The sequence below is a fragment of the uncultured Dysosmobacter sp. genome (assembly GCF_947631635.1).
In the GTDB taxonomy this organism is placed as follows: domain Bacteria; phylum Bacillota; class Clostridia; order Oscillospirales; family Oscillospiraceae; genus Oscillibacter.
Genome location: NZ_CANRMB010000008.1, coordinates 79,644 through 105,346, shown reverse-complemented (window position 1 = coordinate 105,346; position 25,703 = coordinate 79,644). Strand labels below are relative to the sequence as shown.

Below are 25,703 nucleotides of genomic sequence, written 5' to 3'. Positions count from 1 at the left end.
GTGGACGACACCGACTACAAGCGCATCCTGGAGATCTTCAAGAAGTACGACGTCCGCTATTTCTTCTACAACGGCGGCAACGACTCCATGGACACCTGCAACAAGATCTCCAAGTATATGCAGAAGGTGGGCTACGAGTGCCGGGTGATGGGCGTGCCCAAGACCATTGACAACGACCTGTTCGGCACCGACCACTGCCCCGGCTTCGCCTCTGCCGCCAAGTATATCGCCACCTCCTGCATGGAGGTCTACCAGGACGCCCGGGTGTATGACACCGGGATGGTCTGCATCATCGAGATTATGGGCCGCCACGCCGGCTGGCTGGCCGGCGCCGCCGCCCTGGCCACCGCCTACGGCGCCGGTCCCGACCTGGTGTACCTCCCCGAGGTGGACTTCGATATGGAGACCTTCCTGGCCGACGTGGACCGCATCTACAAGGAGAAGGGCAACTGCATGGTGGCCGTGTCCGAGGGCATCCACTACGCCGACGGCTCCTTTGTCTCCGAGGCCAAGACCTCTGCCACCGACGGCTTCGGCCACGCCCAGCTGGGGGGCCTTGCCGCCATGCTGGCCGACGCGGTGAAGCAGAAGACCGGCGCCAAGGTCCGGGGCATCGAGCTGAGCCTGCTGCAGCGCTGCGGCGCCCACCTGGCCTCCGAGACCGACATCGAGGAGTCCTTCATGTCCGGCAAGGCCGCTGTGGAGAACGCCGTCAACGGCATCACCGACAAAATGGTGGGCTTTGAGCGCACCTATGAGGACGGCAAGTACGTCTGCAAGACCAAGCTGCTGGGCCTGACCGAGGTGGCCAACACCGAGAAGAAGGTGCCCCTGGAGTGGATCAACGCCGCCCACAACGGCGTGGAGAAACCCTTCATCGACTATGTGCTGCCCCTGATCCAGGGCGAGCCCAAGCTGCCCAAGCAGGATTCCCTGCCCCGCTTCGCCAAGCTGAAAAAGGTCCTGGCAAAGTGATCTGACCCCGTCCAACAGGGCGCGCCGCGTTACAGCGGCGCGCCTTCCATTTTTTTGAACAAAACGATTTTCCGGAAAATCCCTTGTTTTTTCGACATAAAATGGTATGATACTATCATGACCGGAAGGCGGCGGATGCCGCCTTTTCCCACAGTTATTTGATTATACCTCCCACAAATACGCGCAAGAAAGAAAAGGTGTTATCCATGAAAACGCGACAGAGAGCCATGTCGCTTCTGATGGCTCTGTTCCTTGCCTTCGGCATCCTGTCCCCCGCCGCCGCGGCGGCCGGGTATACGGATGTGTCCAACTCCCACTGGGCCTATCAGGAGATCACGGAGCTGCAAAGGCGCGGCCTGATCCAGGGCAGCGGCGGAAAATTCCGTCCCAACGAGCCCATCAGCCAGCAGGCATTTTTGTCCATGGTGTGCCGGGCAGCCGGTCTGGACGACCGGAAGCTCCAAAGCGGCAGCAACTGGGCGGACCCCGCCATCGCCTACGCCGTCTATCAGGGCTGGTGCGACGAGGAGGAGATCACCGCCACCAGCCGCACCAATCCCATCTCCCGGGAGATGGCTGCTAAGCTGCTGGTCAACGCCCTGTTCCCGGAGGCGCTGGACCGCCAGGACCAGACCGTCCCCCCCTTCCAGGACGCCGACAGCATCAGCCTGGACCGGACGCCCTATGTGCGGGCCGCGGCGGACCTGGGCCTGATCGGCGGCTACGCGGACGGCCGGTTCGATCCCCAGGGCACCCTGACCCGGGCCGCGTCGGCGGCGCTGCTGTGCCGTGCCCTGCGCCTGCGGGAGCAGAGCGCCCCGCCGGTGGGCGCCGGCGTCCAGGTGCCGGTGCTCATGTATCACGACGTCTCCTATCTGGGCTACGGCTATTCCAAAACGCCGGAGATCTTCAAGGCCCAGATGCAGGAGCTGAAAGACGCGGGCTTTCACCCGGTGTTCTTCTCCCAGCTGGTGGACTATGTGGAGAACGGCACGCCCCTCCCCGACAAGCCCATCGTCATCACCCTGGACGACGGCTACCGCACCAATTACCAGTATGTCTATCCCATTTTGCAGGAGCTGGACATGAAGGCGGAGATCTCCCTCATCGGCGGCGCCATGCAGTTCTCCAACTGGGGCCTGCGGTGGGAGGAGGTCCAGGAGATGGCGGACAGCGGACTGGTGCACTTCCAGGCCCACACCTATCTGATGCACAGCGACGAGTCCGCCAGCGGCGGCAGGCTGGGCGTTTTGAAAATGTCCAGCGAGAGCTGGCAGGCCTATGTGGAGGCCCTGGGGGCGGATACCACGAAGATTCTGGACACCATCGAGTCCCGGATCGGCGCCCGGCCCATCACCTTCACCTATCCCCGGGGAAAGTGGAACAACATGGCGGAGGCCCTGGTGACCAGCCTTGGCTGCAAGGTCAGTCTGACCACCAAGGACGGCGTGGCGGTGGTCCGGCAGGGCGATCCCTCCTCCCTGCACCTGATGGACCGCATCGGCATGGACTTTCTGAACGGCAGTGTCGTGAGCGTTCTGAAAAAATATGGCTATCGGGGCTGAGTGATATAGTCAATTAACTTGAAAAATAGCAAAGCTATTTTTCGAGCGGGCTTTGCCCGCTTGCGTGTGGAACACGCATGATTGACTATGAAATCCAAATCAAAGCCGCAAATCGCGGCTTGCCACAGTGCTCCTGCGCTGTGACACTTGAAAAGTGTTTTACCACTTTTCAAGTTATTTGATTATAAGATAAAAATGTCTCGCAGAGTTCGCGCCCGAAGGCGCGAAGAAGTTTTGATTTATTTTTCCGGCGGCGCGTACGTCGGAAAAAGCGCGTCCGGTACCACCGGGCGCGCTTTCCTTTATTTCTCCAGTCCTGCCCAGGCCAGCAGCCACTGGCCATCGGCATAGGTCAGCTCCATGGTAAGATACGTGTAGGAATCCTCCAGTTCGACGGTGTGCTTGACGGAGACGATGGCGGATGTGGGGGCCTGGCTGTCGTCCGGCGCGTAATCGATGGCCGCAACGCTGATGTCTCCCGAGATATCTCTGCCGTAACCGTCCACCTCCGCGTCCTCCGCCAGCAGGTCGGATACATCTTCCAGACGGTCAGAGAAAATGGCGTCCATCAGCCGTTTTGCAGTGTCTTGCAGCTCTCCGACCCAGGCAGGCGAAGTGACAAAGCCCTCGTAGACCACGGTGAAGGTGTTCATCATGTCCCGGAAGCGGACGCCGTGGCCCTCAGCGGCCTCGGTGAAATATCGGGCAATGAGGATAAAGCTGCCGCCGTAGCCGTCATCCACACAGAGGACATCCGCCTGGGCGTCGTCCCAGTCCGTGCCGTCGGAGGCGGAGCGGGAGATTGTGAACTCCGTTTCCTCCACCTCCGACACCTGGGCATAGGTCTCCGCAAGCTCCTGCGTGACTGCCTCCATGGCGGCGGCCTTATCCCAGCGGCCCTCCATGTGAGAGATGGTCAGGTCGATGGGGGGAAATCCCTCCGGCAGGGCTTCGATGGGTCGGATGGTGTAGATGCTGTCCTCCTCCGTGGTCGTGTAAATGTTTTGATTCACATAGATGGCAAAGCTCGCGCTGGGCTTTGGACCGTACTGGATGCTGCACAGGTGCAGGTCTCCCACTTCCCCGCCGGTGAAGGACAGCGTTTGGATGGGTTTGTTGCCATCCTGCCGCCCCGGCTGGGGCAGGCAGACCGCTGCCAGGATCGCCGCGCAGGCGGCCAGAGCGCCGATGACAGCGGGCCAGCTCCGGCGCTTTTGGGTCCGCTCGCTGCGCTGGATCAGTTGGGGGTCCACGCCGCCCAGGGCGTCAAAGATCCGCTGCTGTTTCATAGGACGATGCCCTCCTTTTCCAAGTATCTCCGCAGCTTTTCCCGGCTGCGGAACAGGCTGGTTTTGACGGTGTTCGGTTTAAGATGATACCGGGCCGCGATGTCCGCCAGGGGCTCCGCAAACCAGTACCGGCGCAGGAAGAGATTGCAGGCCTGCTCCGGCAGAGTGTGGAGAAAGCGGTCCACCGCCCGCTCCAGCTCCCGGTCCTCCGCCGCCTGGGCGGCACTGGGTGCGGCGGGGACACAGTCTCCCAGCTCCTCCAGCACCAGGGGCAGCTCTCCCCCGCCCCGCTTTTGGGCGTGGAGCGCTTGATAGCGGCTGCAGGCCAAGGACCGGGTGATCTTGCCCAGAAAGGGGGCCAGCCGCTCCGGGCGATGGATCGGCATGGCGTTCCAGGCGCCCAGCCAGGTGTCGTTGACGCATTCCTCCGCATCCTGGCCGTTGGCCAGGATGTTGTGGGCGATGGCATAGCAGTAATTGCCGTATTTGGCGTGGGTCTCTGTGATGGCGTCAGCGCTGCGCTGCCAGTACAGGTCCACGATGCGGCTGTCCTCCATGGGACCAGCTCCTTTCTGTCAAAGGCCTTTTCAATGATCAAGTCAGGAAAATTGCCGAAAGGTTCCCGGTATCCTTAAATTTTTTCGGGTTCACCGCAAAATCAAACGGCTCCCGGGTCAGGGAGCCGTTTCGGATTGTTGAAAAAGCCTTACAGGATTCGCGCCCGAAGGCGGGAAAAAAGTGCGATCCGCATTTCCCGGCAGCCTGCGCGTCGGGAAACTTTCCCCTCGGGCCGCGTGCTGCCGCCCGGAAGAGGACCGCTTCCAGGCGGCGGCAGCGGAAAGATCAAGTCCCTTAAAAATGGCTCATAAAACTGTCTGGCGCATGCATCCCGGCTTATTTCAGCGGTTTTTCTGGTAGATGGTCCAAAGGCCCTGCATCAGCAGATATTTGTCGTAGACGATCCTGTTCCGGCAGTACCGCACGATGACCGGCGCGTTGCCGCCGGTGGCCACCACGCTGACCTCCTGGCCTGGGAACTCGTCCCGGATGCGGTCGATGATGCCGTCCAGCATCCCGGCGGTGCCGTAGACGATGCCGGAGCGCATGCAGTCCTCCGTGTTCTTGCCGATCAGGGACTTGGGGTGCTGGAGGGAGATGTCCGGCAGCTGGGCTGCCCGGCGGCTGAGGGCCTCCAGGGACACGTTGACCCCCGGCAGCAGCAGGCCGCCCTCGTAGGTCCGGCCCTCCGAGATCACGCCGATGGTGGTGGCCGTCCCCATGTCGATGGTGATGATGGGCGGCCGAAACTTCTCCAGCGCCGCCACCGCGTCGGCCACGATGTCCGCGCCCACCTGCGTCTGGACCGTCAGGCGGATGTTCAGCCCCGTTCTCACGCCGGGGCCCACCACCATGGGGGGCTTGCCCAAAAGCCGTGTCAGGGCCTTTTCCATCATGAAATTCAGCGGCGGCACCACGCTGCACAAAATGGCGCCGGTGACGTCCGTATATTTGAAATGATACAGGGTGAACAGGTTCATCAGGTCGATGCTGATCTGATCGGCGGTCTTGCGGCTGTCCGTGTCCAAAGACGCCAGAAACCGCAGATTCTGATCCTTGTCAAACAGTCCCACAGAGGTGTTGGAGTTTCCCACATCGATGGCTAAAAGCATAATATCCCCCTTTTTCAAACGTTCTGTGTGTTCTATTCTATGGTATCACGACTTTTTGTCCCTTGCAAGGGCCTGAACACGGAAAAACCGCGCCCGCATATCCGTCAGTTTCTGTTGGATATCGGAAAATATCTATTGAAATCGTACATTTGTTCTTGTATAATAGAACCATCACAAAACACGCCAGTTGAAAGGAGTCCTGCCTGATGACCTATCTCACCACACTGCCCTCCCCTGTTGGGACGCTGTATCTGGCCTCGGACGGAACAGCCCTCACCGGGCTTTGGATAGAGGGGCAGAAGTATTTTGCCTCCACCATGAAAGAGGAGCCTGTAAAGCAGCCTGACCTCCCGCTGTTCCGCCAGACGGCGGACTGGCTGGAGGCCTACTTTGCCGGGGACGTCCCCGCCGCCCTGCCGCCCCTGGCCCCCCGGGGCAGCGCGTTCCGGCAGGCGGTGTGGAAGCTGCTGCTGGAGATCCCCCGGGGCCGGACCACCACCTACGGCGCCCTGGCGCAAGCACTGCGGGACCAGGGCATCTCCGCCGCGCCCCAGGCGGTGGGCGGCGCCGTGGGACACAATCCCATCTCCATCCTCATCCCCTGCCACCGGGTGGTGGGCAGCAGCGGCAGTCTGACCGGCTACGCCGGAGGCGTGGCCATCAAGCAGAAGCTGCTGGAATTGGAGGGCGTGGACATGACGGGGCTTTTTATGCCCGGAAACACCCCGCCCCATGAGCGGCGCAAAAAATTCCTGTTCCTTCCAAAGGCCCTGTCCGGACCGGGTGCGCGGGCTTCCTGCGAGACGCCGGAAGCGCCTGTCTCAGGCCGGTATCCCTGCCCCTGCTGCGGCTGCAGGACCCTTCTGGTGCCCGCCGCCGATGCTGTGGCCTACATCTGCCCGGTCTGCATGTGGGAAAACGATGTGTTCTCCCCCGGCGAGGACCAGCCCAGCGGCGAGAACCGGGGCATGACGCTCCGGGAGGGACGGGAGGCTTACAGGCGGCTGGGGGCGGTCCGGGAGGACCTGGTCCCATATGCCCGGAAACCCCTGCCGGAGGAGATCTCATAAGGAAAGCGGACGCTGCGCACAGCGTCCGCCTTTTTGCGGTCTGATATTACAAGATGATGCAGATCAGTCCGCCGCTGCCCTCGTTGATGATGCGGGTCAGGGTCTCCTGGAGCTTCTTCCGGGCGTCCTCCGGCATCCGCTTCAGCTTGGTCTGCAAGTCGTCGTTGACCAGCTCGTGGAAGCTGCGGCCGAAGATGTTGGACTGCCAGATCTTGCTGGTGTCCCCCTCGAACTCCTGGAGCAGGTAGTTTACCATGTCCTCGGACTGCTTCTCGTTGCCCACGATGGGACTGACGGCGGTCTCGATATCCGCCCGGATCATGTGGATGCTGGGGGCGCTGGCCTTCAGCCGGACGCCGTAGCGCCCGCCCTGCTTCATGATCTCCGGCTCCTCCAGCTTCAGCTCGTCGATGCCGGGGACCACGATGCCGTAGCCCGTCTCCCGCACGTCCCGCAGGGCGCCAGCCACCTTGTCGTACTCCGCCTTGACCTCTGCAAGCCTGGTCAGCAGGCTCATCAGGTCGCCGTCGTCCGTCACCTCAAAGCCGGACTGCTCCGACAGGGTGTGGTAGAACAGCTCCCTGGGCAGGCAGAGATTGGCGGTGGCCACGCCTGTGCCCAGGTCGATGCTGGTGATCTTCGCCTCGCTGATATTCTCGCAATTGCCCAGGGCGGCGATGACGCCGTCCACCTCCCGGATGTGGTGCAGCTCCGCCGTCCCCTGGCGGACCGCCTCATACAGGCCCGCCTTGATGGGATGATCTCCCGGCAGGGCGTCCACCCAGGGGGGCAGAAACAGGTCCAGCTCCTGCATGGGGAATTCATAGAGGACGGCCTTCAAAATGTCCGCCACGTCCTCCTCCCCCAGCTCCAGGCAGTTCACAGGCATGCAGTTGACCTCGTACCGGGAGGCGATGTCCCGGCTGATGGCCACTGCCCGGTCGGACCTAGGGTCGCTGGAGTTCAGCAGGACGATAAAGGGCTTCCCCAGCTCCTGCAGCTCCCGGATGACCCGTTCCTCCGCCTCCAGATAGTCCTCCCGGGGGATGTCGGCCACCGTGCCGTCGGTGGTAATGACGATGCCGATGGTGGAGTGCTCGGCGATGACCTTTCGGGTGCCGATCTCCGCCGCCTCCGTCATGGGGATCTCGTGGTCGTACCAGGGAGTGGTGACCATGCGGGGCGCGTCGTCCTCGAATTGGCCGATGGCCCCCTTTACCATGTAGCCCACGCAGTCGATGAGCCGGACGGAAAAGGCCGCGCCGCCCTCCAGCTGGATCTGGGCCGCCTCCTCGGGGACGAATTTCGGCTCCGCCGTCATAATGGTCCGCCCGGAGCCGCTCTGGGGCAGTTCGTCCCTGGCCCGCTCCTTGCGGTACACGTTTTCGATGTTGGGGATCACCTGGGTCTCCATGAACCGCTTGATGAAGGTGGACTTTCCGGTCCGCACCGGGCCCACCACGCCGATGTAAATATCCCCCGCCGTGCGGGTGGCGATATTCTGATAGATACTGGTATTCATAGCATCCCGTCCTTTTTCCGCTCCATATTCATGTTCCCACTCTATGTCCCAAACGGCAAAAGTATGACGGCCCGTCTTTCTTTGGAGGATTTCCACAAAAAGAATCCGGTTTCTTTTCCACACTTCCGTCGATTTCCGTATTTACACGGACAATTTAGCGTGGTAAACTACTAATGAATTAAACGAGCGGAAGCCCGCCCGGAAATCTGGAGGATTTGAAGATGAAAAACATGAAGAAGCTCTGGGCCCTGCTGCTGGCCCTGGTGATGGTCCTGGCCCTGGCCGCCTGCGGCGGCGACAAGCCCGCCGATACTGCGGAGCCCGCCAATCCGGAAGAGTCCGCTGAACTGCCCGCCGACAGCGACGTGGCCTATGTCCAGGGCAAGGGCACCCTGGTGGTGGGCATCACCGAGTTCGAGCCCATGGACTATCAGGACGCCGACGGCAACTGGATCGGCTTTGACGCCGACATGGCCAAAGCCTTTGCCGAGAGCCTGGGCGTGAAGGCCGAGTTCCAGATCATCGACTGGGACAACAAGGTCTTTGAGCTGGACGGCAAGACCATCGACGTGGTGTGGAACGGCATGACCCTCACCGATGAGGTCAAGAGCGCCATGGAGTGCTCCAACGCATACTGCAACAACACCCAGGTGGTGGTGGTCCCTGTGGAAAAGGCTGGTGACTACCAGACCGTGGACAGCCTGAAAGACCTCAGCTTCGCCGCCGAGTCCGGCTCTGCCGGCCAGGCCCAGGTGGAGCTGCTGGGCGCCGCCTGCACCGAGGTGGTGGACCAGGCCACCGCTCTGCTGGAGGTCAGCTCCGGCACCGCCGACGCCGCCGTTATCGACTCCCTCATGGCCGGCGCCATGGTGGGCGAGGGCACCGGCTACGCCAACCTGACCTACACCGTCTCCCTCAACGAGGACGAGGGCGAGCAGTACGGCGTGGGCTTCCGCAAAGGCTCCGACCTGGCTGCTGCCCTGAATGATTTCTTCAAGGCCGCCTATGCCGACGGCTCCATGGTGGAGTGCGCCGAGACCTACGGCATCCAGGCCGCCCTGATCGAGCAGTAAGCGGTTTTCGTACATGAACCAGCCAAAAGCAGAGGATGTCCTCCTCTGCTTTTGGCCGGTTTTCGGACGTTGTGCAATACATAGAAAAGGCAGGTCCCACGTATGTTTTTGACTGTTATCGGCGCCTTGAACGAGGGCTTTTTACAGACCTTGAAGCTGTTTTTAGTCACCCTGATCGGCGCCATCCCCCTGGGGCTGGTGGTGTCCTTCGGCTCCATGAGCCGCTTCACTCCCCTGCGCTGGCTCACCAGAACGGTGGTCTGGGTCATCCGGGGAACGCCGCTGATGCTCCAGCTCATCATTATCTTCTACATCCCCGGCCAATGGCTGGACCGAAGTCCCTGGCCAGGCGGCGAGACAGGGCGGTTCATGGCATCTTCCATTGCCTTCATCATCAACTATGCCTGCTACTTCTCTGAGATCTACCGGGGCGGCATCCAGTCCATTCCCGTTGGCCAGCAGGAGGCCGGCATGGTGTTGGGCATGACGAAGCGGCAGATCTTCTTCAAGGTCACGCTGCTGCAGATGATCAAGCGCATCGTCCCCCCCATGTCCAATGAGATCATCACCCTGGTGAAGGATACCTCCATTGCCCGCATCATCTCCCTGCAGGAGGTCATCTGGGCAGGCTACGCTTTCCTAAAGGGATCCCACGGCTATTCCGGCCTGACATGGCCCCTGTTTTTCACCGGCGTATACTATCTGGTGTTCAACGGCGGATTGACGCTGCTGTTCGGCTGGGTGGAAAAGAAGCTGGACTATTTCAGATAAGGAGGCGCGGATATTGTCTATTTTGGAAGTACGCAACATCGAGAAGCATTTCGGCGCCACTCAGGTCCTGAACGACATCAGCTTCTCCCTGGAACAGGGACAGGCCCTGTCCATCATCGGTTCCTCCGGCTCCGGCAAGACCACCCTGCTGCGGTGCCTGAATTTTCTGGAAAAGCCCGACGGAGGGACGATCTCCGTCAAGGGGAATATGATTTTTGACGCTTCAGACCCCGCTACCCAGCTGGAAAAGGAGATCCGCACCAAGCGCCTTCACTTCGGCCTGGTGTTCCAGAACTTCAACCTGTTCCCCCAATACACAGCTCTTCAGAATGTCACTCTGGCCCGGGAGCTTCTGGCGGCGGAGCGGGGCGGCGAATCCAAGGAGGCCATTGAGGCCGCCGGCCGGGAGCTGCTGGCCCAGATGGGCCTGGCCGACCGGGCGAACCACTACCCCCACCAGCTCTCCGGCGGCCAGCAGCAGCGGGTGGCCATCGCCCGCGCCCTGGCCCTGCACCCGGATATCCTCTGCTTCGACGAGCCAACATCCGCCCTGGACCCGGAGCTGACCGGCGAGGTCCTGCGGGTCATCCGCAACCTGGCGGAGCAGAACACCACCATGATCATCGTCACCCATGAGATGGCCTTTGCCCGGGACGTGGCGGACCAGGTGATCTTCATGGACGGCGGCGTCATCGTGGAGCAGGGCGATCCCCGGGAGGTCATCGACCACCCCAAGGAGGAGCGCACCCGGCAGTTCCTCTCCCGCTATTCGGAGAACTGACATGGCGTCTGTTTCACAACAGGACTTTCAGGTCACCAGCCCTGCCTTCCGGCAGGGCTGTCCCATTCCCCCGCGGTACACGGGCGCCTCCCCGGCCTCTGCCAAACGGCGGTCTCCCTGGCCGCCATTATGGGCACCTCGCTGAATATAGAGAGACTCCCGTTCGGACACGCTCCGAACGGGAGTTTTTTGAACGGTTATGCCCGCTTTCTGGGGATCAGCAGCAGCTTATCCCGGGGGATCTCCCCCTCCGACTCCAGCTGATTCGCCGCCAGAATGGTGCCGATGGTGGTGTTATACCGCTTTGCCAGGTCCCAGGCGTTCTCCTGCTTCCCCAGGCACCGCAGCACCAGAGACGGCGCTCCCGTCATGTCCTTGGCGGACTCGGCGTCCAGCTTGGCGGCGGAGATACAGACTTTTTTCACCTTGGAGACCGCCTCCGCCCGGAAATCCACCGGGAAGCGCACCTCAATGCCCCGGTCTCCCAGACTGCCCTGGGCCTCCTCCGGACAAACCGCCCGGGCGGTGATCTTGCAGTGCTCCGGCAGCTCCAGCTGGCAGCTGACCTCCATGGACCGCTCGGCCACCAGAGGCACGCCGCCCTCGTCCAGATACAGCGCCCGGACCGCCGCGCTGGTGCGGAGCGTGGCCGTCTCCCCCTCCCGGCTGACGGAGACCGACCCGCAGCGGACGGACAGCGCCAGGATGGACTCCGCCACCACGCCGATCTCCAAAACCTCCCGGACCGTCTGGCGGCGGGTCACCGTCTCGCAGAAGCTGGTGATGGACAGCGGCGCGGCCTCGTAGCTCATGTCATAGGCCGTGGAGTACAGGTCGTTCAGCAGCGTCAGATCCCGCTCCTCCCGCAGCAGCGCTGTGGCATGGAAGTACAGCGTCACCGCAATCTGGCGACCCTCGGCGTCGTCCCCGTCGATCTGCAGGTCCGTGCCGGTCAATTGCAGCTGCACCGACGCCGCCGCGCCCTCCGCGGCGCCCTCCACCTCCATGATCTGGGAGAAGGGCAGCTCCGCTGTGACGGAGCCGCACCTGCCGTTATGGTCCCGGTACAGCACCTCCACCAGGAACATGCCCTTGAAGATCAGCTTGCTCCCCACGATCTTGGTCTCCGTGACGGTGCCGCAGACCCGGCTGGTCAGCAACTCCGCCGCCCCCTCCCGGCCGGGAGAGAGGTTCATCTCCTCTGAAAATGTAAAGTCCTTCTCCGCGATATGTGTCAGCAAAATGGCGTGCTGCTGCTCCTGCCGCTTCTCCACACAGAGCTTTTCCTCGGTCTCCGCGTCGGTGCAGAAGCACAGCGGCGCCCGCTGATAGCCGGTGATATGCGTCACCAGCTTGCAGTGGGTAAAGACCTTGCGGGGATTCAGCATCCGCGTCTCCAGAAATTCCGTCTCCGTCTCCGCCATCAGATACACGCAGCCCGGCAGGCTGCGGCTGTCGCTCTCCACGGTGAAGGGCATGGCGAATTCCAGGGTCCGGATGCCGCCCTCCCCCTCCGGCGTGTACAGCACCGTCACCCGGACCGTGCCGGAGACCTCCGCCTTGCCGTCCCGCAGCTCCCGGCTGTGGAGATAGACCTTTCCGTCCGTTTCAATGATCCGCGCGATATCCGGGCAGTAATCCGGCACGATGGTCTCCGCAGTCTCCTCCTGGGTCAGCGCCAGCTCTCCCCCCGTCTCATAGGCGTCCAGGCTTGTTTTTTTCAATTCCAGTTCCATACAGAACCCTTCCTTTCCCGGCTGTTCATGTCCCACTCTATGAACGGCCGGGGGGAGTTATGCCTTGACGTGGAATAATTTTCGCAGGATGCCCCTGAGCGCCTTCGGTGATTTCCAGACCACGATGTTCATAAAAATGCTCCTTTCTTCTGCGGGTACCGCCGTCCCGCGTCAGCGCCGGCAGCAGGCGCAGCCGCATGCGATCAGCAGAAACGCCACCAGGAACAGCAGCGCCCCCACGGGAAAGATCGCCGCGATCAGAATGCCCGCCCCCAGTGCCACGGCGCAGATGCCTAAGATCAGGCAGCCGTTGCCTCCGCCTCGAAACATGCGTCACGCCTCCCCTCTTTGCTCCAGTATATACGGCCAAGGTTGTCCAGGGTTCCAAAAAAGCCGCCGGATGCGATGCATCCGGCGGCTCTGTTGCGTCGCTTTCCCTTCGGTCAGGCGCTCATTTTCTGTTTTCCTGCCAATCCCGCAGGGGCTTCAATTCCTCGTACAGCCGCAGATAGCTTTCGTGGCGGCTCTTCTGGATCTCGCCCTGGCGGAGGGCCTCCAGCACGGCGCAGCCCTTCTCCTTGGTGTGGCTGCACCCCACAAAGCGGCAGCCGCCCAGATAGGGCACGAACTCCCGGAAGGTCTCCGGCAGACGGCGCTTCCACTCCAGGTTCAGCTCGTCCGTTTCAAAGGAGGAGAACCCAGGAGAATCCACCACCTCCGCCCCGCAGTCCAGCTTGAACAGCTCCACATGGCGGGTGGTGTGCCGCCCGCGGCCCAGGGCCTGGCTCACCTCGCCCACCTGGAGATCAAAGGCCGGGTCCAGTGCATTCAAAATGCTGGATTTTCCTACGCCGGAGTTCCCTGTAAAGGCAGACAGCTTTCCAGCTATCAGGGGTTTCAGCTCCTCCAGGCCCTCTCCGGTCTCCGCGCTGACCCGGAGGGTCTGGAAGCCGGAGGCCCGGTAAATATCATACAGTCCATCGGCCCGGTCCAGGTCGCACTTGTTCAGAAGGACGATCACATCGCACCCCTTCAGCGCCGCGATGCCCGCCACCCGGTCGATCAAAAACGGGTCCGTCCGGGGGATGGCGCCGGAGGCGATGATGACCAGCTGGTCGATGTTGGCCACAGCTGGCCGGGCAAAGGCGTTCTTCCGGGGACAGACGCGCTCCACAAAGCCCTCGCCGTTCCCCAGCTCCCGGACCTCCACCCGGTCCCCCACCAGGGGGGAGACCCCCTCCCGGCGGAACTTTCCCCTGGCACGGCAGGTCAGGATCTCCCTGCCGGTATCCACATAATAGAAGCCGCTGAGGGCTTTTTGGATCCTTCCCTCAATCATGGTAGGCTTCCACGGTGATCTTTTTGTCAAAGACCACCTCTCCATCCACTTCCGCATAAATACGGGTCTCACCAGTGCCGGTGACTGTGAGCGAATAGTTCCCCACAGTGCAGTCCACGATCTCATCCACCAGCAGCTTGCCGTCCTGATACACCGTCAGGCGGCCGGTCTCCTGGCCCACAGGCAGGGGGATGGTCAAGATGTCCTCTCCCATCATCGGTCCGCCCATGTTTTCCGGCCCGGAACTGACCACAAAGTTCACCGTGCTGTTGGGGGCCATGTCTGTGCCGGCGATGGGGTCCTGGCTGATGATGGACTCCGCCGGCACGGTGTCGCTTGGCGCGTAGGTCACCTTGGGTTCCCCAAGCCCCATGGTCTGGAGCTGGTCCAGGGCCCAGGACAGCTCCTGCTTCTCAAAATCGATCAGCGGCACCGTCTGGGGGCCTCTGCTGATGACCAGCTTGACGGTATCGCCCTTTTTCAGCTCCTCGCCCTCGGCGGGGTCCGTGGAGATGATGAGGCCCTTCTCCACCTCGCTGTTGTACACCCACTCCTCTTCAGGAGGCTCCTCAAAAGTCAGCTCATACTTATCGATCAGGCTGCTCATGGTCTGCTTGGCCTGAATAAAGGCATACCCCGTCACCTTCGGCATTTTGCCGGTCTCCTCACCGGCGCTGACGGTCACGGTGATGACACAGTTGGCGCCCTTGCGGTATTCACCGGCCGCCGGATCCTGTTCAGCGATCAGTCCCGCCGCATAGCTGCTGAATACCTGTTTTTCACTCACTTCCAGCTTGAAATGGCCGGACTGGATATCCTCCTGCTGTGCCGCCTCTTCCAGGCTCATGCCGATGACCTTGGGCACCACATAGGACTCCGACGTGTCCTCAAAGGAGCCCATGATGCTCTTAAACAGCACCACTGCCAGGGCGATGCCCATCACCACCGCGATGCCGATCAGGATCCCCTGCTTTTTGCCGCCCCGGGGCGAGTCCTCATAGTCGTCGTAGTCCCGGCGGCGCTCCCGCTCCCGTTCCCGCTCGCGAACCGGTGCGGTCCGGTGGGACTGGACAATGACCGATGAAGTACGCAGCGGCTGGGTGGGCTCGTCTTCCTCCTCCGGCCGCAGGTCCGCCATCTCGAAATCCAGGCTGACGCCGGGATTCTTGCGGAAGGACTCCAGATCGGCGATCATGGCGTCGGCAGAGAAATAGCGCTTTTCCAGATCCGGCGCCATGGCCTTCATGCAGATCAGCTCCAGCTGCTCCGGGATCTCCGGGTTGATCTCCCGGGGCGCCAGGGGGATGGAGCTGAGGTGCTGGATGGCCACGGACACGGCGGAGTCCCCCTCAAAGGGCAGACGGCCCGCCAGCATCTCATACAGCACCACGCCTGCGGAGTAGATATCGCTCCGGGCGTCGGTCCGGTCGCCCCGGGCCTGCTCCGGCGAGATATAGTGGACGGAGCCCAGGGCCTCCTGGGTCAGGGTCTGGGCGGAGTTTTCCAGGCAGGCGATGCCGAAATCGGCCACCTTCACGCTGCCGTCCCGCAGGACCATGATGTTCTGGGGCTTGATGTCCCGATGGACGATGCCCCTGCTGTGGGCGTGGCTGAGACCCCGCATGATCTGGGTGATGAAGTGCAGGGACTCCCGCCAGTTCAGCTGGCCCCGCTTCTCCATATATTGCTTCAGTGTGATGCCGTCGATCAGCTCCATGACGATATACTCGGTATCGCCGCCCTTGGACACGTCATAGACGGACACGATATTGGGATGGGACAGCTGGGCGACGGCCTGGGACTCCGCGTTGAACCGGCGGCGGAAGTCCGCGTCCTGGGCCAGATCGCTCTTCAAAATTTTCACAGCCACCAGGCGGTTGAGACGGTGGCACTTCGCCTTATATACCACCGCCATGCCGCCTGTGCCGATGCGCTCCAGGATCTCATAGCGGTTGTCCAGCATTTTTCCGATGTACTGATCCATACGTCTCCCCCTCTCTTACAGCTTCCGCATCAGGACCGCCGTCACATTGTCCGGCGCGCCCTGGCTCTTGGCGATGGCCAGCAGGCGGTCCAGACAGGTGTCCGGCTCGCCGCCGTGGATGATCTCAAAGAGCATCTGCTGGTCTGTGACGGTGTCCACCATGCCGTCGGTGCACAGCAGCAGGAAGTCCCCCGCCGCCATGGGGCAGATGTATCCGTCGCACTGGGCCACCACGTCCGGCCCCAATGCCCGGGTGATCAGGTTGCGGTTTGGATGGCGGCGGGCCTCCTCAGCGGTGATATCGCCCCGGTCCACCATGCTCTCCACCAGGGAGTGGTCCTTGGTGACCCGGGTGATGCCGGCCTCTGTGATATGGTAGGCCCGGCTGTCCCCCACATTGGTGATCACCACGCCGTCCGCGTAGGAGACGGCGGACACCAGCGTGGTGCCCATGCCCCGGTACTCCTCCGTCTGGTCGGCGGCCTCCCGGATGGCCTTATTGGCCAAAGACGCCGCGTAAGAGGACGCCTCCCGCAGCTGTTCCGGCTGCATGTCCGGCAATAAGATCTTTTCAAGCTCCGATGTAAAGGTCTCCACGGCGATACGGCTGGCCAGCTGTCCGCCGGCGGCGCCGCCCATACCGTCACAGACCACGCAGATGGTGTGGCCTGAGGCGGTGTGTTCCGTCACCGCGTAGGCGTCCTGGTTGTCCTTGCGGACCAGGCCCACATCGGTCATGCCCCATGTGTTCATCATTGGGAATCCTCCCCTTTCCTTGCTTCTTCCATGGCCTTCCGGCGGAGCTGCCCGCAGGAGGCGTCAATATCGCCGCCCAGGCTCCGCCGCACCGTGGCGGTGACGCCCTGGGCCTCCAGCCGCCGCTGGAACGCCGCAATGCGCCTGGAGGGCTTGAAGGGACTCTCCGCCACGTCGTTCAGCGGGATCAGATTCACATGTCCCGGCATCCCCCGCAGCTTTTTAACGATCAGGTCCGCCTGCCAGTCGTGGTCGTTGACGCCGTCGATCATGGCGTATTCAAAGGAGATCCGGCGCCCCGTCTTTTTAAAATAGGCGTGGCAGGCGTCAAACAGGCGGTCCACATCATAGGCCCGGTTCACCGGCATGATCTTCGAGCGCGTCTCGCTGTCCGGCGCGTGCAGGGAGACCGACAGCGTCAGCTGCAGCCCCAGGTCCGCCAGCCGCTGGATGCCGGGGACCAGTCCGCAGGTGGACAGGGAGATGTGGCGCATCCCGATATTCATGCCGTCCGGGTGGTTCACCAGCTCCAAAAAGCGCAGCACCGTGTCCATGTTGTCCAGCGGCTCTCCGATGCCCATCAGCACGATGTTGGAGATCTCCAGCCCGGAATCCAGTTGGGTAAACAGCACTTGATCCAGCATTTCAGCAGGTGTCAAGTCTCTTTCCTTGCCAGCTATTGTGGAGGCGCAGAAAGCGCAGCCCATACGGCATCCCACCTGGGAGGAGATGCACACCGTGTTGCCGTGGTGATACTGCATCAAAACGGACTCCACGCAGTTGCCGTCCGCCAGCTCCCACAGGTATTTGATGGTGCCGTCCAGCCTGGAGACCTGCTTCCGGGCCACCTTGGGCACTGTGAGGATGCAGGTCTCCTTCAGTTTTTCCCGCAGGGCCTTGGAGAGATTGGTCATCTCGTCAAAGGACCTGGCTCCCCTGTGGAGCCAGACGAACACCTGCCTGCCCCGGAAGGCGGGTTCCCCCATGGCTTTCAGGGTGTCCGTCACTTCCTGGAGCGTCTGCGATTTCAAATCGATCATAGCCGCCCTCTTATGCTTGCCGCCTCATGCGGCAGATGTAAAAGCCGTCGGTGCCGTGGCGCTGGGGCCACAGGGTCACCTGGCCCTCCGTCTCCCCCACCGGCTCCGGCAGGGAGAAACTCTCCCGGGAAAATTCCGGGTGTTCCGTCAAAAATACGTCCGTCACCTGCTGGTTCTCCTCCGGCAGAACGGTGCAGGTGGAGTAGACCAGCGTTCCGCCGGGCCTGACATAGGCGGCGGCGTTGTCCAGAATGGCCCCCTGGATCATGGGCAGGGTGAACAGGTCGTCGGCCCGCTTGTACCGGGCGTCCGGCTTCTTCCGGATGATGCCCAGGCCTGAGCAGGGCGCGTCCACCAGCACCACGTCAAAGGCGCCTGCCCATTCGGCATGGGCGGTCCGACCGTCCGCGGCCGCAGTCTCGATGCAGGAGAGGCCCAGGCGCTGGGCCCCCTCCCGGATGCGCTTCAATTTGTTCTCATGGAGGTCACAGGCCAGGATGTGTCCCCGGTCCTCCATGGCGAAGGCGGCGCTGAAGGACTTGCCGCCCGGGGCGGCGCAGACATCCAGCACCCTCTGCCCCGGCTCCGCCCCGGCGATCATGGACACCAGCCGGGCGGCGGGGTCCTGGACCAGGAATTTCCCCTCCCGGAAGGGCGCCAGCGCCGTCAGGTCCCCGGTGCCGGACAGCTCCAGGCATCCGGGCACCCAGCCGTGGGGCCTTGCGGTGACGCCGGCTTCCGCCAGCTGGGCGGCCAGCGCCGCCCCGTCGGTTTTCAGGGGATTGACCTGAATGGTCAGCGGCGCCACGCCGTTGTCCGCAGCCAGGAACGCCTCCGTCTCCTCCCGGCCCAGCAGCGCCAGCAATCGCTTTACCAGCCATTTGGGGTGGCTGTACCGGATGGAGAGATACCGCTCCGGGTCTCGGTCCGGGATGGGGGGCAGATCGTTTTTGTTCTGGGCGATCTTGCGGAGCACCGCGTTGACCAGGCCGGACGCCTGTCCCCGCTTTGACCGCTTGGCCAGCTCCACGGAGGTATTCACCGCGGCGCTGTCCGGCACCTTGTCCAAAAACAGGATCTGATACGCCCCGATGCGGAGGATGTCCAACAGGGGCGGCTGCAAATGGTCCGGCTTCTGGGTGCAGTAGGCGCCGATATAGAAATCCAGCAGCATCCGGTTCTGCGTCACCCCGTAGACGATGCGGCTGCAAAGAGCCGCCTCCGGGCCGGACAGCCCGTCCAGGTGCGCTTTCAGCGCGGCGTCGGCCCAGGCGCCGTTGACCCGGCAGCTCACCAGGACCCGCAGGGCGGTGTCCCGGGCGGTCTTGGGAGAAGTCATCTCCGTCCCCCTCCCCGCCGGCCATTGCCGCCGTTCCGGCCCAGGAAGATCAGCACGAACCGCAGCAATTGCAGCATGCTCATCAGCAGGGCCGCCACATAGGTCATGGCCGCCGCCCGCAGGACTTTTTTGGCCCCTGTGACCTCGTCGCCATCCAGCAGGAACTGGCCCTCGATGGTCTCGATGGCCCGGTGAGACGCGTTGAACTCCACCGGCAGCGTCACCAGCTGAAAGACCGTGGTCAGGGAGAACAGCACGATGCCCACCAGAAAGAGGGTCTGGCTGTACAGCAGCATGCCGATCAGCAGCAGAATGAATGAGAATTTGGAGCCGATCTGAGTGGCCGGGATGATGGCGCTGCGCAGGCGCACCGGGCCGTAGCCCACGGCGTACTGCACCGCGTGGCCCGCCTCATGGCAGGCCACGCCCACCGCCGCGATGGTGGGGGCACTGTACACATCCTCCGACAGGTAGATGGTGTTGTCCCGGGGATCGTAGTGGTCCGTCAGACTGCCCCGGCAGGACCGGATGCCCACGTCATACACGCCGTGGGCCCGCAGCACCGCCTCCGCCGCCTGGGCGCCGGTCAGGTGCCTGCGGTTGCTGACGGCGCTGTACTTCCGGAAGTTTCCGCTGACCTGGAACTGCGCCCAGGCGGACAGCAGCAGCACCGGGATCAGCAGAATGCAATAGATATTATTGGCCAGAAAATCGCCGTAACTGTAATAATAAGGCATAACATTCCTCGTTTCAGCGTTGTATCGGGTGCCCCAGCAGATAGGCCGCCGCGGTCATCCGCTTGCCTCCCTGGGCCTGCAATTCCGTGACGCGCAGGACCTTGCCGTCGCCGCAGGCGATGTCGATGCCGGCTTTCCCCGCCGCCACAATGACGCCGGGATGGGCCTTCGTGTCCTCCCCCGTCTCCGTTACAGCGTAGAGCTTCATGGACTCGCCGCTGATGACGTCGGTGGTGGCACAGGGCCAGGGGATGAGGCCCCGCACCTGGCAGCTGACGGCGTGGGCGGAGCGGGTCCAGTCGATGGGGGACATCTCCTTGGACAGCATAGAGGCATAGGTCTGCCGGCTCTCATCCTGGGGCGTCCGGGAGGCGGTGCCGTTCTGCAGGGCCGCCACGGTCTCGGACAGGGCCTCCGCCCCCAGCTGCGCCAGGCGGGCGGTCAGCTCCTGGGCGTTCTCCTCCGGGCCGATGGGCGTGGACTTTTGCAGGATCACATCCCCGGCGTCCAGCTCTTTGGCCATATACATGATGGAGACGCCGGTCTCCGCCTCACCGTCCAGAATGGCCCAGTTGATGGGCGCCGCGCCCCGGTACTTGGGCAGCAGGGACGAGTGGACGTTGATGGAGCCATAGGGCGGCGCGTTCAGGATCTCCTCTGGCAGGATCTTGCCGTAGGCCGCCACCACGATCAGCTCCGGCGACAGGGACTCCACGATGCCCAGCGCCTCGCCGTCCCGCATTTTCAGGGGCTGATAGACTGTCAATCCCTGTGTGATGGCATATTCCTTTACAGGTGAGAAGGCCAGCTTGTGACCCCGGTTTTTGGGTTTGTCCGGCTGGGTGAACACACCGCAGATCTCGTGGCCGTCCTCCACCAGACGCTTCAGGGACGCCACCGCAAATTCCGGCGTTCCCATGAACAGGATCCGCATGGACTTACTCCCCTTCCTCTTCTTCCAGATACGCCCGCAGCTCCTCCTCGGACAGGAAATGATCGATGTGCTCGGTGTACAGGTGGCCGTCCAGATGCTCGATCTCATGGCAGAAGGCCCGGGCGGTCAGGCCCTCGCCCTCCACCTCAAACCAGCTGCCGTCCCGGTCCTGGGCGCGGACCTTGACCGCATTGGGCCGGGTGACGATGCCCCACTTGCCGGGCACGCTGAGGCAGCCCTCCAATCCGGTCTGCTCTCCGCTGCTCTCCACGATCTCCGGGTTGATCAGCTCGATATACTCCTCGGTCTCCTCGTCCAGCACCAGGCATGCCCGGCGGAGCACCCCCACCTGGGGCGCGGCCAGGCCGGCGCCGTTGGCGTTTACCAGCGTCTCCAGCATATCGTCCAGCAACTCATGCAGATGGGCGTTGAACGCTGTGACCGGACGGCAGACCTTCGTCAGGCAGTCCTCGCCCTGTTCCACGATCTTTCGTAATGCCATTTTTTGACCTCCTTGACGCGAGCCATGGGGAGACGGCCTCCCCTGAGATGCGCCGCGTTATTCCATAGTATTGCAGTCTACAAACATATTCAATCCGCGGTTGGCGCGGTTGTTGGCAAATTCCTTCAGAATCCAGCTGATCCCCTCCCGGGTGGCCCTGTCGTTCCTTCCCACCAGGATACAGCGGTAGCGGTAGCGGTTGTTCAGCTTCAAAACCGGCGCGGGAGCCGGTCCCAGCACCTCCGGCTGGCTCTCCCGCAGCTCCGGCGCCATACACAGGTGCTTCAAGGTCTCCCGGAGGCCTGCCGCGGCCCGCAGGACGCTGCCCTCCTCCGTGCCGGAGACGGTGAATGTAAAGAGATCCGCAAAGGGCGGGCAGCGGCGCAGCTGCCGCATCCGGATCTCGCTCTGGTAAAAGGACGCATAGTCCTGCCGGGCGGCGCACTGGATCACGTCGTTTCCAGGCGTATACGTCTGGATGACGGCCCGTCCGTCCCTGCCGCCCCGGCCGGCCCGGCCCACCACCTGGGTCAGCAGGCTGAAGGTCCGCTCGGCGGCCCGATAGTTGTCCACATACAGGGAGAGGTCCGCCGCCAGGACTCCCACCAGCGTCACATTCTCAAAATCCAATCCCTTGGCCACCATTTGGGTGCCCAGCAGGATGGGGACTTTCTCCTGCTCAAACTGCCGCAGGATCTTCTCATGGCCCCCAGCAACGGTGTCCGCGTCCATCCGCAGGATGCCCGCCTCCGGAAACAGCTCCCGCAGCTCCTCCTCCACCTTCTGGGTGCCGGTGCCCACATGCTTCATGATACCGCCGCACACCGGGCAGGTCTCATAGACCCGTTCCGAGTGGCCGCAGTAATGGCACATCAGCCGCCCGTTGGCGGAGTGGTAGGTCAGCGCCACGCTGCACCGGGGACATTCCGGCACATGGCCGCACTCTCCGCACAGCACATAGCGGCTGTTTCCCCGGCGGTTCAAAAACAGGATGCTCTGTTCGCCCCGGGCCAGATTCTGCTCCAGCTCCGCCCGCAAAATGCCGCTGACCAGGCCCGGATTGCCCTCCCGAACCTCCTGCCGGAGGTCCGCCAGGATGACGCGGGGCAGAGTGCGGTCATTGTACCGGCGGCGCAGCACCGCCCGGTGGTACACGCCCTCCTCCGCCGCCCAGGCGGTCTCCACCGCGGGGGTGGCGGACCCCAGGATCAGCGTGGCCCTGTTCCGGGCGCAGAGATATTTGGCGATGTCCCGGGTGTGATACCGGGGCGGATTTTCGGATTGATAGCTGCCCTCCTGCTCCTCGTCCAGGATCACAAGGCCCAAGTCCCGCAGGGGCGCGAAAATGGCGGACCGGGTCCCCATCACCACCTGCACCTCGCCCCGGCGGATGCGCTTCCACTGGTCATAGCGCTCCGTCATGCGGAGAGAGCTGTGAAGCATTGCCACTTTACTACCAAAGTACGAGGAGAACTTCCGCATCATCTGCGGCGTCAGAACGATCTCCGGCACCAGGACGATGGCGCTCTTTCCCCGGTCCAGGACCTCCTGGACCAGCCGCAGATAGACCTGGGTCTTTCCGCTGCCGGTGACCCCCTGCAAAAGCGCCGCCTCCGGCCGCCCGGCCCGGGTCAGCGCCAGGATGGCGTCGAATGCCGCCTGCTGCTCCCCGTTCAGAACGATGGGCGGCCCCGGCTCGGTCTCTGTATGCAGGGGAACGCGCAGCTCCTCCTCCTCGGAGAAGGCCACGAGCCCGGTCTTTTCCAGTCCCCGCAGAGTCTGCATGGACGCTCCGGTAAAATAGCAGACGTCGGCGGCGGAGGCCCTTCCGGTGGAGGCCAGCAGGCGCACGACCTCGTACCGCTGGGGCGCGGTCCGCTTTTTTGCCTCCGCTGCCGCCAGGGCGTCCTCGGCGCTGACAGCCAGTTCCACCATCCGCCGGGTCTTGTCGCTGATCTTCCGCTTGGCGGCGGTCTCGCAGATTGCCACGCCCGCCTTTTGCAGCGCCTTCAGCGTCGTTCCCACGTCCTCGCCGCAGGTATCCCGCAGGGTGTCCAGATCGGCGCTGCCGCCGTTTGCGAACAGCACGTCCAGCACCGCCGGGGCCTTTTTGAGCTTGGCGGAGGCCTCGTCCGCGCGGATGCGGTCCATGCCCTCCGCCAGGTGCCAGACCTCCCGGAACTGATACCACAGTCCGGCGGGCAGGATGGTCTTGACCGCCTCGAACAGCGTGCAGAAGTACCGCTGCCGCATCCAGAGGGCCAGCTCGATCCCCGCCCGGTCCAGCACCGGCTCCCGGTCCAGCACCGCTTTCAGCGGCTTCAGCCCCGGCAGCTTTTCGCCGGAGCCGCGGGCCAGGATGATGCCCTCGGCGTCCCGGTTCCCCCGGCCAAAGGGCACGGTCACCCGGACGCCGGGGACCGCCGCCGCCAGCAGTGGCTCCGGCACCAGATAGTCATAGGGCTTATCAATGGAATAGGGCGCGGCGCTGACCGCGACTTTTGTGATCACAGCGGTCTCCATGCCTCGCCCCTCCCTTTGTGTGCTTCGCGTCTTACGCTTCTTCCTCGATGGTCAGATCCATATGGCTGGCATCCAGCTTGCCGTCCGCCACCTCATGGATGGCCAGCGTCACAGGCTTCTCCGTCAGATGCTCGCCGGTGTCCTCGGCGTTTTCAGCGATCTGGCGGGCCCGGCGGGCCACCACGTTCACCAGCATATAGCGGTTCGGCACATAGGCGTTCAGCTTGTTCATCGCAGGATACAACATTGACATAAATCTCTACTTCCATTCTGCCGGGTCCCGGCTAAATTTTTTGATATTTGATCCGCACGTCCGCTTGAAGGACATGGGAGAAATCGGTCCGCGCGGCTCATCTGCCGCTGATGATCTCCATCCGGTCCTTGGGCTTGCAGTGCTCCGCCGTCATGATGGCGTCCAGCTCCTTCACCGCGTTCTCCACCGTGTCGTTGATAACGAAATAGTCATAGGTGTGGGCCGTCTGGAACTCCACCTTGGCCCGCAGAAGCCGCTTTTGGATCTTCTCCTGGCTGTCGGTGCCCCGCTCCGTGAGACGGCGCTCCAGCTCCGCCCAGCTGGGGGGAGCGATGAAGATGCGCACCGTCTCCGGCCGCTTGCTGGTGACCTGGATGGCGCCCTGGACCTCGATGTCCAGGATCACGTCCTTCCCCTGCTCCATGGCCTCGTCCACATAGCGCTTCGGGGTGCCGTAGAAGTTGCCCACGTACTCGGCGTACTCCAAAAACTGCTCCATGGCGATCCACTTGCGGAAGGACTCCACATTCATAAAGTGGTAATGGATGCCGTCCAGCTCGCCGGGACGGGGTTCCCGTGTGGTGGCGGAGACGGAAAAATACAAATTTTTCCGCTTCTCCAGCAGCGCGTTCAGCACCGTGCTCTTTCCGACGCCGGAAGGGCCGGAAACGATAAAGGTCTTGCCTTTTCTCATGCCTGTTCTCTCTCCTCTGTATGTTCCCCGAACCGCTCCGGCGGCAGGGCGGACAGGATCACATGGTCGCTGTCCATGATAAAAATGGAGGCGGTCTTGCGGCCATAGGTGGCGTCGATCAGCATTCCCCGCTCCCGGGTCTCCTGGACCATGCGCTTGATGGGCGCGGAATCCGGACTGACGATGGCCACCAGCCGCTCCTGAGACACCAGGTTCCCAAATCCGATATTGATGAGCTTCATACCGTCACTCCACGTTCTGGACCTGCTCGCGCATCTTCTCCACCTCGGCCTTCAGGCCCACCACCACCTGGGCGATGGCCACATCGTTGCACTTGGAGCCGATGGTGTTGGACTCCCGGTTGACCTCCTGGATCAAAAAGTCCATCTTCCGGCCCATGGGCTCGTCGGAGGCGATCATGGTCCGCAGCTGGGCCACATGGCTCCGCAGGCGGACGGTCTCCTCGTCCACGGCCACCTTGTCGGCGTAGATGGCGGCCTCGGTGAGGATGCGCTGCTCGTCGATGGTGGTGCTCTGCAGCACCTCCTGCATCCGGGCGGTCAGCTTCTGGCGGTACTCCGCCACCGTCTCCGGCGAGCGGGCCTCCACCTGGGCGGTATAGTTTTCGATGTTGGTCAGGCGGTTCCCGATGTCCTCCGCCAGCTTGGCGCCCTCCACGGCCCGCATGGTATTGTACGCAGCCAGGGCCTCGTCCAAGACCGCGCAGAGGTCCGCGCTGACGGTCTCCAGGTCTTCGTCCGCCTTTGTCACGGTGAGGACGTCCGGGAACCGGGCCAGCTGCTCCGGCGTCACCTTGTACGCCGTGGGTCCGCAGACCTCCGCCAATTCGTTCAGAGCCGCGGCGTACTGCGCCGCCAGCTCCCGGTTCACCGCCACCTTCGCCACGTCGGCGGCGGAGGCGTCCACGGTGATGAACACGTCCACCTTGCCCCGGGAGATGGCCTTCTGCACACGGCGCTTCACCGCGTCCTCGGCAAAGGCGTACATCCGGGGCATCTTCACAGTGCAGTCCAGATAGCGGTTGTTGACGGAACGCACCTCCACGGTGATGTCCCGCTTGTTCAATGTCTCTCGCGCCCGGCCATAGCCGGTCATGCTTTTGATCACAGTTCTCTCCCCCTATTTTATC

General features: G+C 62.9%; 25 protein-coding genes. 6 read left to right on the top strand and 19 right to left on the bottom strand.

The window, feature by feature from the left end:
* The coding region (locus Q0Z71_RS06335; protein WP_298019724.1) for a 6-phosphofructokinase at window positions 1-975 on the top strand (975 nt) is incomplete at its 5' end.
* Window positions 976-1,181: 206 nt separating this feature from the next.
* Window positions 1,182-2,540, top strand: coding sequence for an S-layer homology domain-containing protein (locus Q0Z71_RS06330; protein WP_298019722.1), 1,359 nt, complete (start codon window positions 1,182-1,184; stop codon window positions 2,538-2,540).
* A gap of 302 nt (window positions 2,541-2,842) precedes the next feature.
* Here Q0Z71_RS06330 and Q0Z71_RS06325 read toward each other — a convergent pair whose 3' ends face one another.
* The 3 genes from Q0Z71_RS06325 to Q0Z71_RS06315 all read right to left on the bottom strand — a co-directional run bounded on the left by Q0Z71_RS06325 (window position 2,843) and on the right by Q0Z71_RS06315 (window position 5,499).
* A complete protein-coding gene (locus Q0Z71_RS06325; RefSeq protein WP_298019719.1) occupies window positions 2,843-3,829 on the bottom strand; it encodes a hypothetical protein in 987 nt (328 codons plus the stop codon).
* Window positions 3,826-4,386 (bottom strand): RNA polymerase sigma factor, encoded by a 561-nt coding sequence (locus tag Q0Z71_RS06320; RefSeq protein WP_298019717.1) that lies wholly within the window; start codon window positions 4,384-4,386, stop codon window positions 3,826-3,828. The genes Q0Z71_RS06325 and Q0Z71_RS06320 overlap by 4 nt, the downstream gene beginning before the upstream one ends.
* Window positions 4,387-4,728: 342 nt before the next feature.
* Window positions 4,729-5,499, bottom strand: coding sequence for a type III pantothenate kinase (locus Q0Z71_RS06315; protein ID WP_298019715.1), 771 nt, complete (start codon window positions 5,497-5,499; stop codon window positions 4,729-4,731).
* Between the two features lie 206 nt (window positions 5,500-5,705).
* On the opposite strand from Q0Z71_RS06315, the gene Q0Z71_RS17095 reads away from it, so the two are divergent.
* Window positions 5,706-6,569: a methylated-DNA--[protein]-cysteine S-methyltransferase gene (locus Q0Z71_RS17095; RefSeq protein ID WP_363316688.1), complete on the top strand. Its 864-nt coding sequence runs from the start codon at window positions 5,706-5,708 to the stop codon at window positions 6,567-6,569.
* A gap of 46 nt (window positions 6,570-6,615) precedes the next feature.
* Here the strand turns inward: Q0Z71_RS17095 and spoIVA are convergent, their stop codons facing one another.
* Window positions 6,616-8,091 (bottom strand): stage IV sporulation protein A, encoded by a 1,476-nt coding sequence (spoIVA, locus tag Q0Z71_RS06300; RefSeq protein ID WP_298019713.1) that lies wholly within the window; start codon window positions 8,089-8,091, stop codon window positions 6,616-6,618.
* A gap of 221 nt (window positions 8,092-8,312) precedes the next feature.
* On the opposite strand from spoIVA, the gene Q0Z71_RS06295 reads away from it, so the two are divergent.
* The 3 genes from Q0Z71_RS06295 to Q0Z71_RS06285 all read left to right on the top strand — a co-directional run bounded on the left by Q0Z71_RS06295 (window position 8,313) and on the right by Q0Z71_RS06285 (window position 10,716).
* Entirely contained in the window at window positions 8,313-9,164 is an 852-nt protein-coding gene (locus Q0Z71_RS06295) for a transporter substrate-binding domain-containing protein (RefSeq protein ID WP_363316687.1), read from the top strand.
* A 102-nt stretch (window positions 9,165-9,266) separates the two neighbouring features.
* Complete coding sequence (locus Q0Z71_RS06290; protein WP_298019711.1) at window positions 9,267-9,935, top strand: amino acid ABC transporter permease; 669 nt, start codon at window positions 9,267-9,269, stop codon at window positions 9,933-9,935.
* Window positions 9,936-9,948: 13 nt separating this feature from the next.
* A complete protein-coding gene (locus tag Q0Z71_RS06285) occupies window positions 9,949-10,716 on the top strand; it encodes an amino acid ABC transporter ATP-binding protein (RefSeq protein ID WP_298019709.1) in 768 nt (255 codons plus the stop codon).
* A 197-nt stretch (window positions 10,717-10,913) separates the two neighbouring features.
* Here Q0Z71_RS06285 and Q0Z71_RS06280 read toward each other — a convergent pair whose 3' ends face one another.
* From Q0Z71_RS06280 to Q0Z71_RS06210, 15 genes are all read right to left on the bottom strand, one after another.
* The gene (locus Q0Z71_RS06280; RefSeq protein ID WP_298019707.1) at window positions 10,914-12,452 is read right to left on the bottom strand and encodes a DUF3794 domain-containing protein; all 1,539 of its coding nucleotides are present in this window, start codon (window positions 12,450-12,452) and stop codon (window positions 10,914-10,916) included.
* A 171-nt stretch (window positions 12,453-12,623) separates the two neighbouring features.
* On the bottom strand, window positions 12,624-12,782 hold the full coding sequence (locus tag Q0Z71_RS06275; RefSeq protein WP_298019705.1) for a hypothetical protein: 159 nt from the start codon (window positions 12,780-12,782) through the stop codon (window positions 12,624-12,626).
* 121 nt (window positions 12,783-12,903) lie between these two features.
* Entirely contained in the window at window positions 12,904-13,791 is an 888-nt protein-coding gene (rsgA, locus tag Q0Z71_RS06270) for a ribosome small subunit-dependent GTPase A (RefSeq protein WP_298019702.1), read from the bottom strand.
* Window positions 13,784-15,775 (bottom strand): Stk1 family PASTA domain-containing Ser/Thr kinase, encoded by a 1,992-nt coding sequence (gene pknB, locus Q0Z71_RS06265; RefSeq protein WP_298019700.1) that lies wholly within the window; start codon window positions 15,773-15,775, stop codon window positions 13,784-13,786. Before pknB ends, rsgA begins: the two co-directional genes overlap by 8 nt.
* A 15-nt stretch (window positions 15,776-15,790) precedes the next feature.
* Window positions 15,791-16,531, bottom strand: a complete 741-nt coding sequence (locus Q0Z71_RS06260) for a Stp1/IreP family PP2C-type Ser/Thr phosphatase (protein WP_298019698.1) — start codon at window positions 16,529-16,531, stop codon at window positions 15,791-15,793.
* Entirely contained in the window at window positions 16,528-17,571 is a 1,044-nt protein-coding gene (gene rlmN / locus Q0Z71_RS06255; protein ID WP_298019696.1) for a 23S rRNA (adenine(2503)-C(2))-methyltransferase RlmN, read from the bottom strand. The genes Q0Z71_RS06260 and rlmN overlap by 4 nt, the downstream gene beginning before the upstream one ends.
* Window positions 17,572-17,581: 10 nt before the next feature.
* Window positions 17,582-18,910, bottom strand: coding sequence for a 16S rRNA (cytosine(967)-C(5))-methyltransferase RsmB (gene rsmB, locus Q0Z71_RS06250; RefSeq protein ID WP_298019694.1), 1,329 nt, complete (start codon window positions 18,908-18,910; stop codon window positions 17,582-17,584).
* On the bottom strand, window positions 18,907-19,647 hold the full coding sequence (locus Q0Z71_RS06245) for a zinc metallopeptidase (RefSeq protein WP_298019691.1): 741 nt from the start codon (window positions 19,645-19,647) through the stop codon (window positions 18,907-18,909). The genes rsmB and Q0Z71_RS06245 overlap by 4 nt, the downstream gene beginning before the upstream one ends.
* 13 nt (window positions 19,648-19,660) lie before the next feature.
* On the bottom strand, window positions 19,661-20,581 hold the full coding sequence (gene fmt / locus Q0Z71_RS06240) for a methionyl-tRNA formyltransferase (protein ID WP_298019689.1): 921 nt from the start codon (window positions 20,579-20,581) through the stop codon (window positions 19,661-19,663).
* A 4-nt stretch (window positions 20,582-20,585) separates the two neighbouring features.
* Entirely contained in the window at window positions 20,586-21,083 is a 498-nt protein-coding gene (gene def, locus Q0Z71_RS06235; protein ID WP_298019687.1) for a peptide deformylase, read from the bottom strand.
* 57 nt (window positions 21,084-21,140) lie between these two features.
* Window positions 21,141-23,606 (bottom strand): primosomal protein N', encoded by a 2,466-nt coding sequence (gene priA / locus Q0Z71_RS06230; protein WP_298019685.1) that lies wholly within the window; start codon window positions 23,604-23,606, stop codon window positions 21,141-21,143.
* A 31-nt stretch (window positions 23,607-23,637) separates the two neighbouring features.
* Window positions 23,638-23,859 (bottom strand): DNA-directed RNA polymerase subunit omega, encoded by a 222-nt coding sequence (rpoZ, locus tag Q0Z71_RS06225; protein WP_298019683.1) that lies wholly within the window; start codon window positions 23,857-23,859, stop codon window positions 23,638-23,640.
* A 97-nt stretch (window positions 23,860-23,956) separates the two neighbouring features.
* Entirely contained in the window at window positions 23,957-24,553 is a 597-nt protein-coding gene (gene gmk, locus Q0Z71_RS06220) for a guanylate kinase (protein WP_298019681.1), read from the bottom strand.
* Window positions 24,550-24,795, bottom strand: coding sequence for a DUF370 domain-containing protein (locus tag Q0Z71_RS06215; RefSeq protein WP_298019679.1), 246 nt, complete (start codon window positions 24,793-24,795; stop codon window positions 24,550-24,552). Before Q0Z71_RS06215 ends, gmk begins: the two co-directional genes overlap by 4 nt.
* 4 nt (window positions 24,796-24,799) lie before the next feature.
* Window positions 24,800-25,681, bottom strand: coding sequence for a YicC/YloC family endoribonuclease (locus tag Q0Z71_RS06210; protein WP_298019677.1), 882 nt, complete (start codon window positions 25,679-25,681; stop codon window positions 24,800-24,802).
* Between the last annotated feature and the right edge of the window lie 22 nt (window positions 25,682-25,703).

Bases quoted from the DNA above. Each gene is read 5' to 3' on its own strand.
- Q0Z71_RS06330 (WP_298019722.1), top strand. From the start codon at position 1,182: ATGAAAACGCGACAGAGAGCCATGTCGCTTCTGATGGCTCTGTTCCTT.
- Q0Z71_RS06325 (WP_298019719.1), bottom strand. From the start codon at position 3,829: ATGAAACAGCAGCGGATCTTTGACGCCCTGGGCGGCGTGGACCCCCAA.
- Q0Z71_RS06320 (WP_298019717.1), bottom strand. From the start codon at position 4,386: ATGGAGGACAGCCGCATCGTGGACCTGTACTGGCAGCGCAGCGCTGAC.
- Q0Z71_RS06315 (WP_298019715.1), bottom strand. From the start codon at position 5,499: ATGCTTTTAGCCATCGATGTGGGAAACTCCAACACCTCTGTGGGACTG.
- Q0Z71_RS17095 (WP_363316688.1), top strand. From the start codon at position 5,706: ATGACCTATCTCACCACACTGCCCTCCCCTGTTGGGACGCTGTATCTG.
- spoIVA (WP_298019713.1), bottom strand. From the start codon at position 8,091: ATGAATACCAGTATCTATCAGAATATCGCCACCCGCACGGCGGGGGAT.
- Q0Z71_RS06295 (WP_363316687.1), top strand. From the start codon at position 8,313: ATGAAAAACATGAAGAAGCTCTGGGCCCTGCTGCTGGCCCTGGTGATG.
- Q0Z71_RS06290 (WP_298019711.1), top strand. From the start codon at position 9,267: ATGTTTTTGACTGTTATCGGCGCCTTGAACGAGGGCTTTTTACAGACC.
- Q0Z71_RS06280 (WP_298019707.1), bottom strand. From the start codon at position 12,452: ATGGAACTGGAATTGAAAAAAACAAGCCTGGACGCCTATGAGACGGGG.
- Q0Z71_RS06275 (WP_298019705.1), bottom strand. From the start codon at position 12,782: ATGTTTCGAGGCGGAGGCAACGGCTGCCTGATCTTAGGCATCTGCGCC.
- rsgA (WP_298019702.1), bottom strand. From the start codon at position 13,791: ATGATTGAGGGAAGGATCCAAAAAGCCCTCAGCGGCTTCTATTATGTG.
- pknB (WP_298019700.1), bottom strand. From the start codon at position 15,775: ATGGATCAGTACATCGGAAAAATGCTGGACAACCGCTATGAGATCCTG.
- Q0Z71_RS06260 (WP_298019698.1), bottom strand. From the start codon at position 16,531: ATGATGAACACATGGGGCATGACCGATGTGGGCCTGGTCCGCAAGGAC.
- rlmN (WP_298019696.1), bottom strand. From the start codon at position 17,571: ATGATCGATTTGAAATCGCAGACGCTCCAGGAAGTGACGGACACCCTG.
- rsmB (WP_298019694.1), bottom strand. From the start codon at position 18,910: ATGACTTCTCCCAAGACCGCCCGGGACACCGCCCTGCGGGTCCTGGTG.
- Q0Z71_RS06245 (WP_298019691.1), bottom strand. From the start codon at position 19,647: ATGCCTTATTATTACAGTTACGGCGATTTTCTGGCCAATAATATCTAT.
- fmt (WP_298019689.1), bottom strand. From the start codon at position 20,581: ATGCGGATCCTGTTCATGGGAACGCCGGAATTTGCGGTGGCGTCCCTG.
- def (WP_298019687.1), bottom strand. From the start codon at position 21,083: ATGGCATTACGAAAGATCGTGGAACAGGGCGAGGACTGCCTGACGAAG.
- priA (WP_298019685.1), bottom strand. From the start codon at position 23,606: ATGGAGACCGCTGTGATCACAAAAGTCGCGGTCAGCGCCGCGCCCTAT.
- rpoZ (WP_298019683.1), bottom strand. From the start codon at position 23,859: ATGTCAATGTTGTATCCTGCGATGAACAAGCTGAACGCCTATGTGCCG.
- gmk (WP_298019681.1), bottom strand. From the start codon at position 24,553: ATGAGAAAAGGCAAGACCTTTATCGTTTCCGGCCCTTCCGGCGTCGGA.
- Q0Z71_RS06215 (WP_298019679.1), bottom strand. From the start codon at position 24,795: ATGAAGCTCATCAATATCGGATTTGGGAACCTGGTGTCTCAGGAGCGG.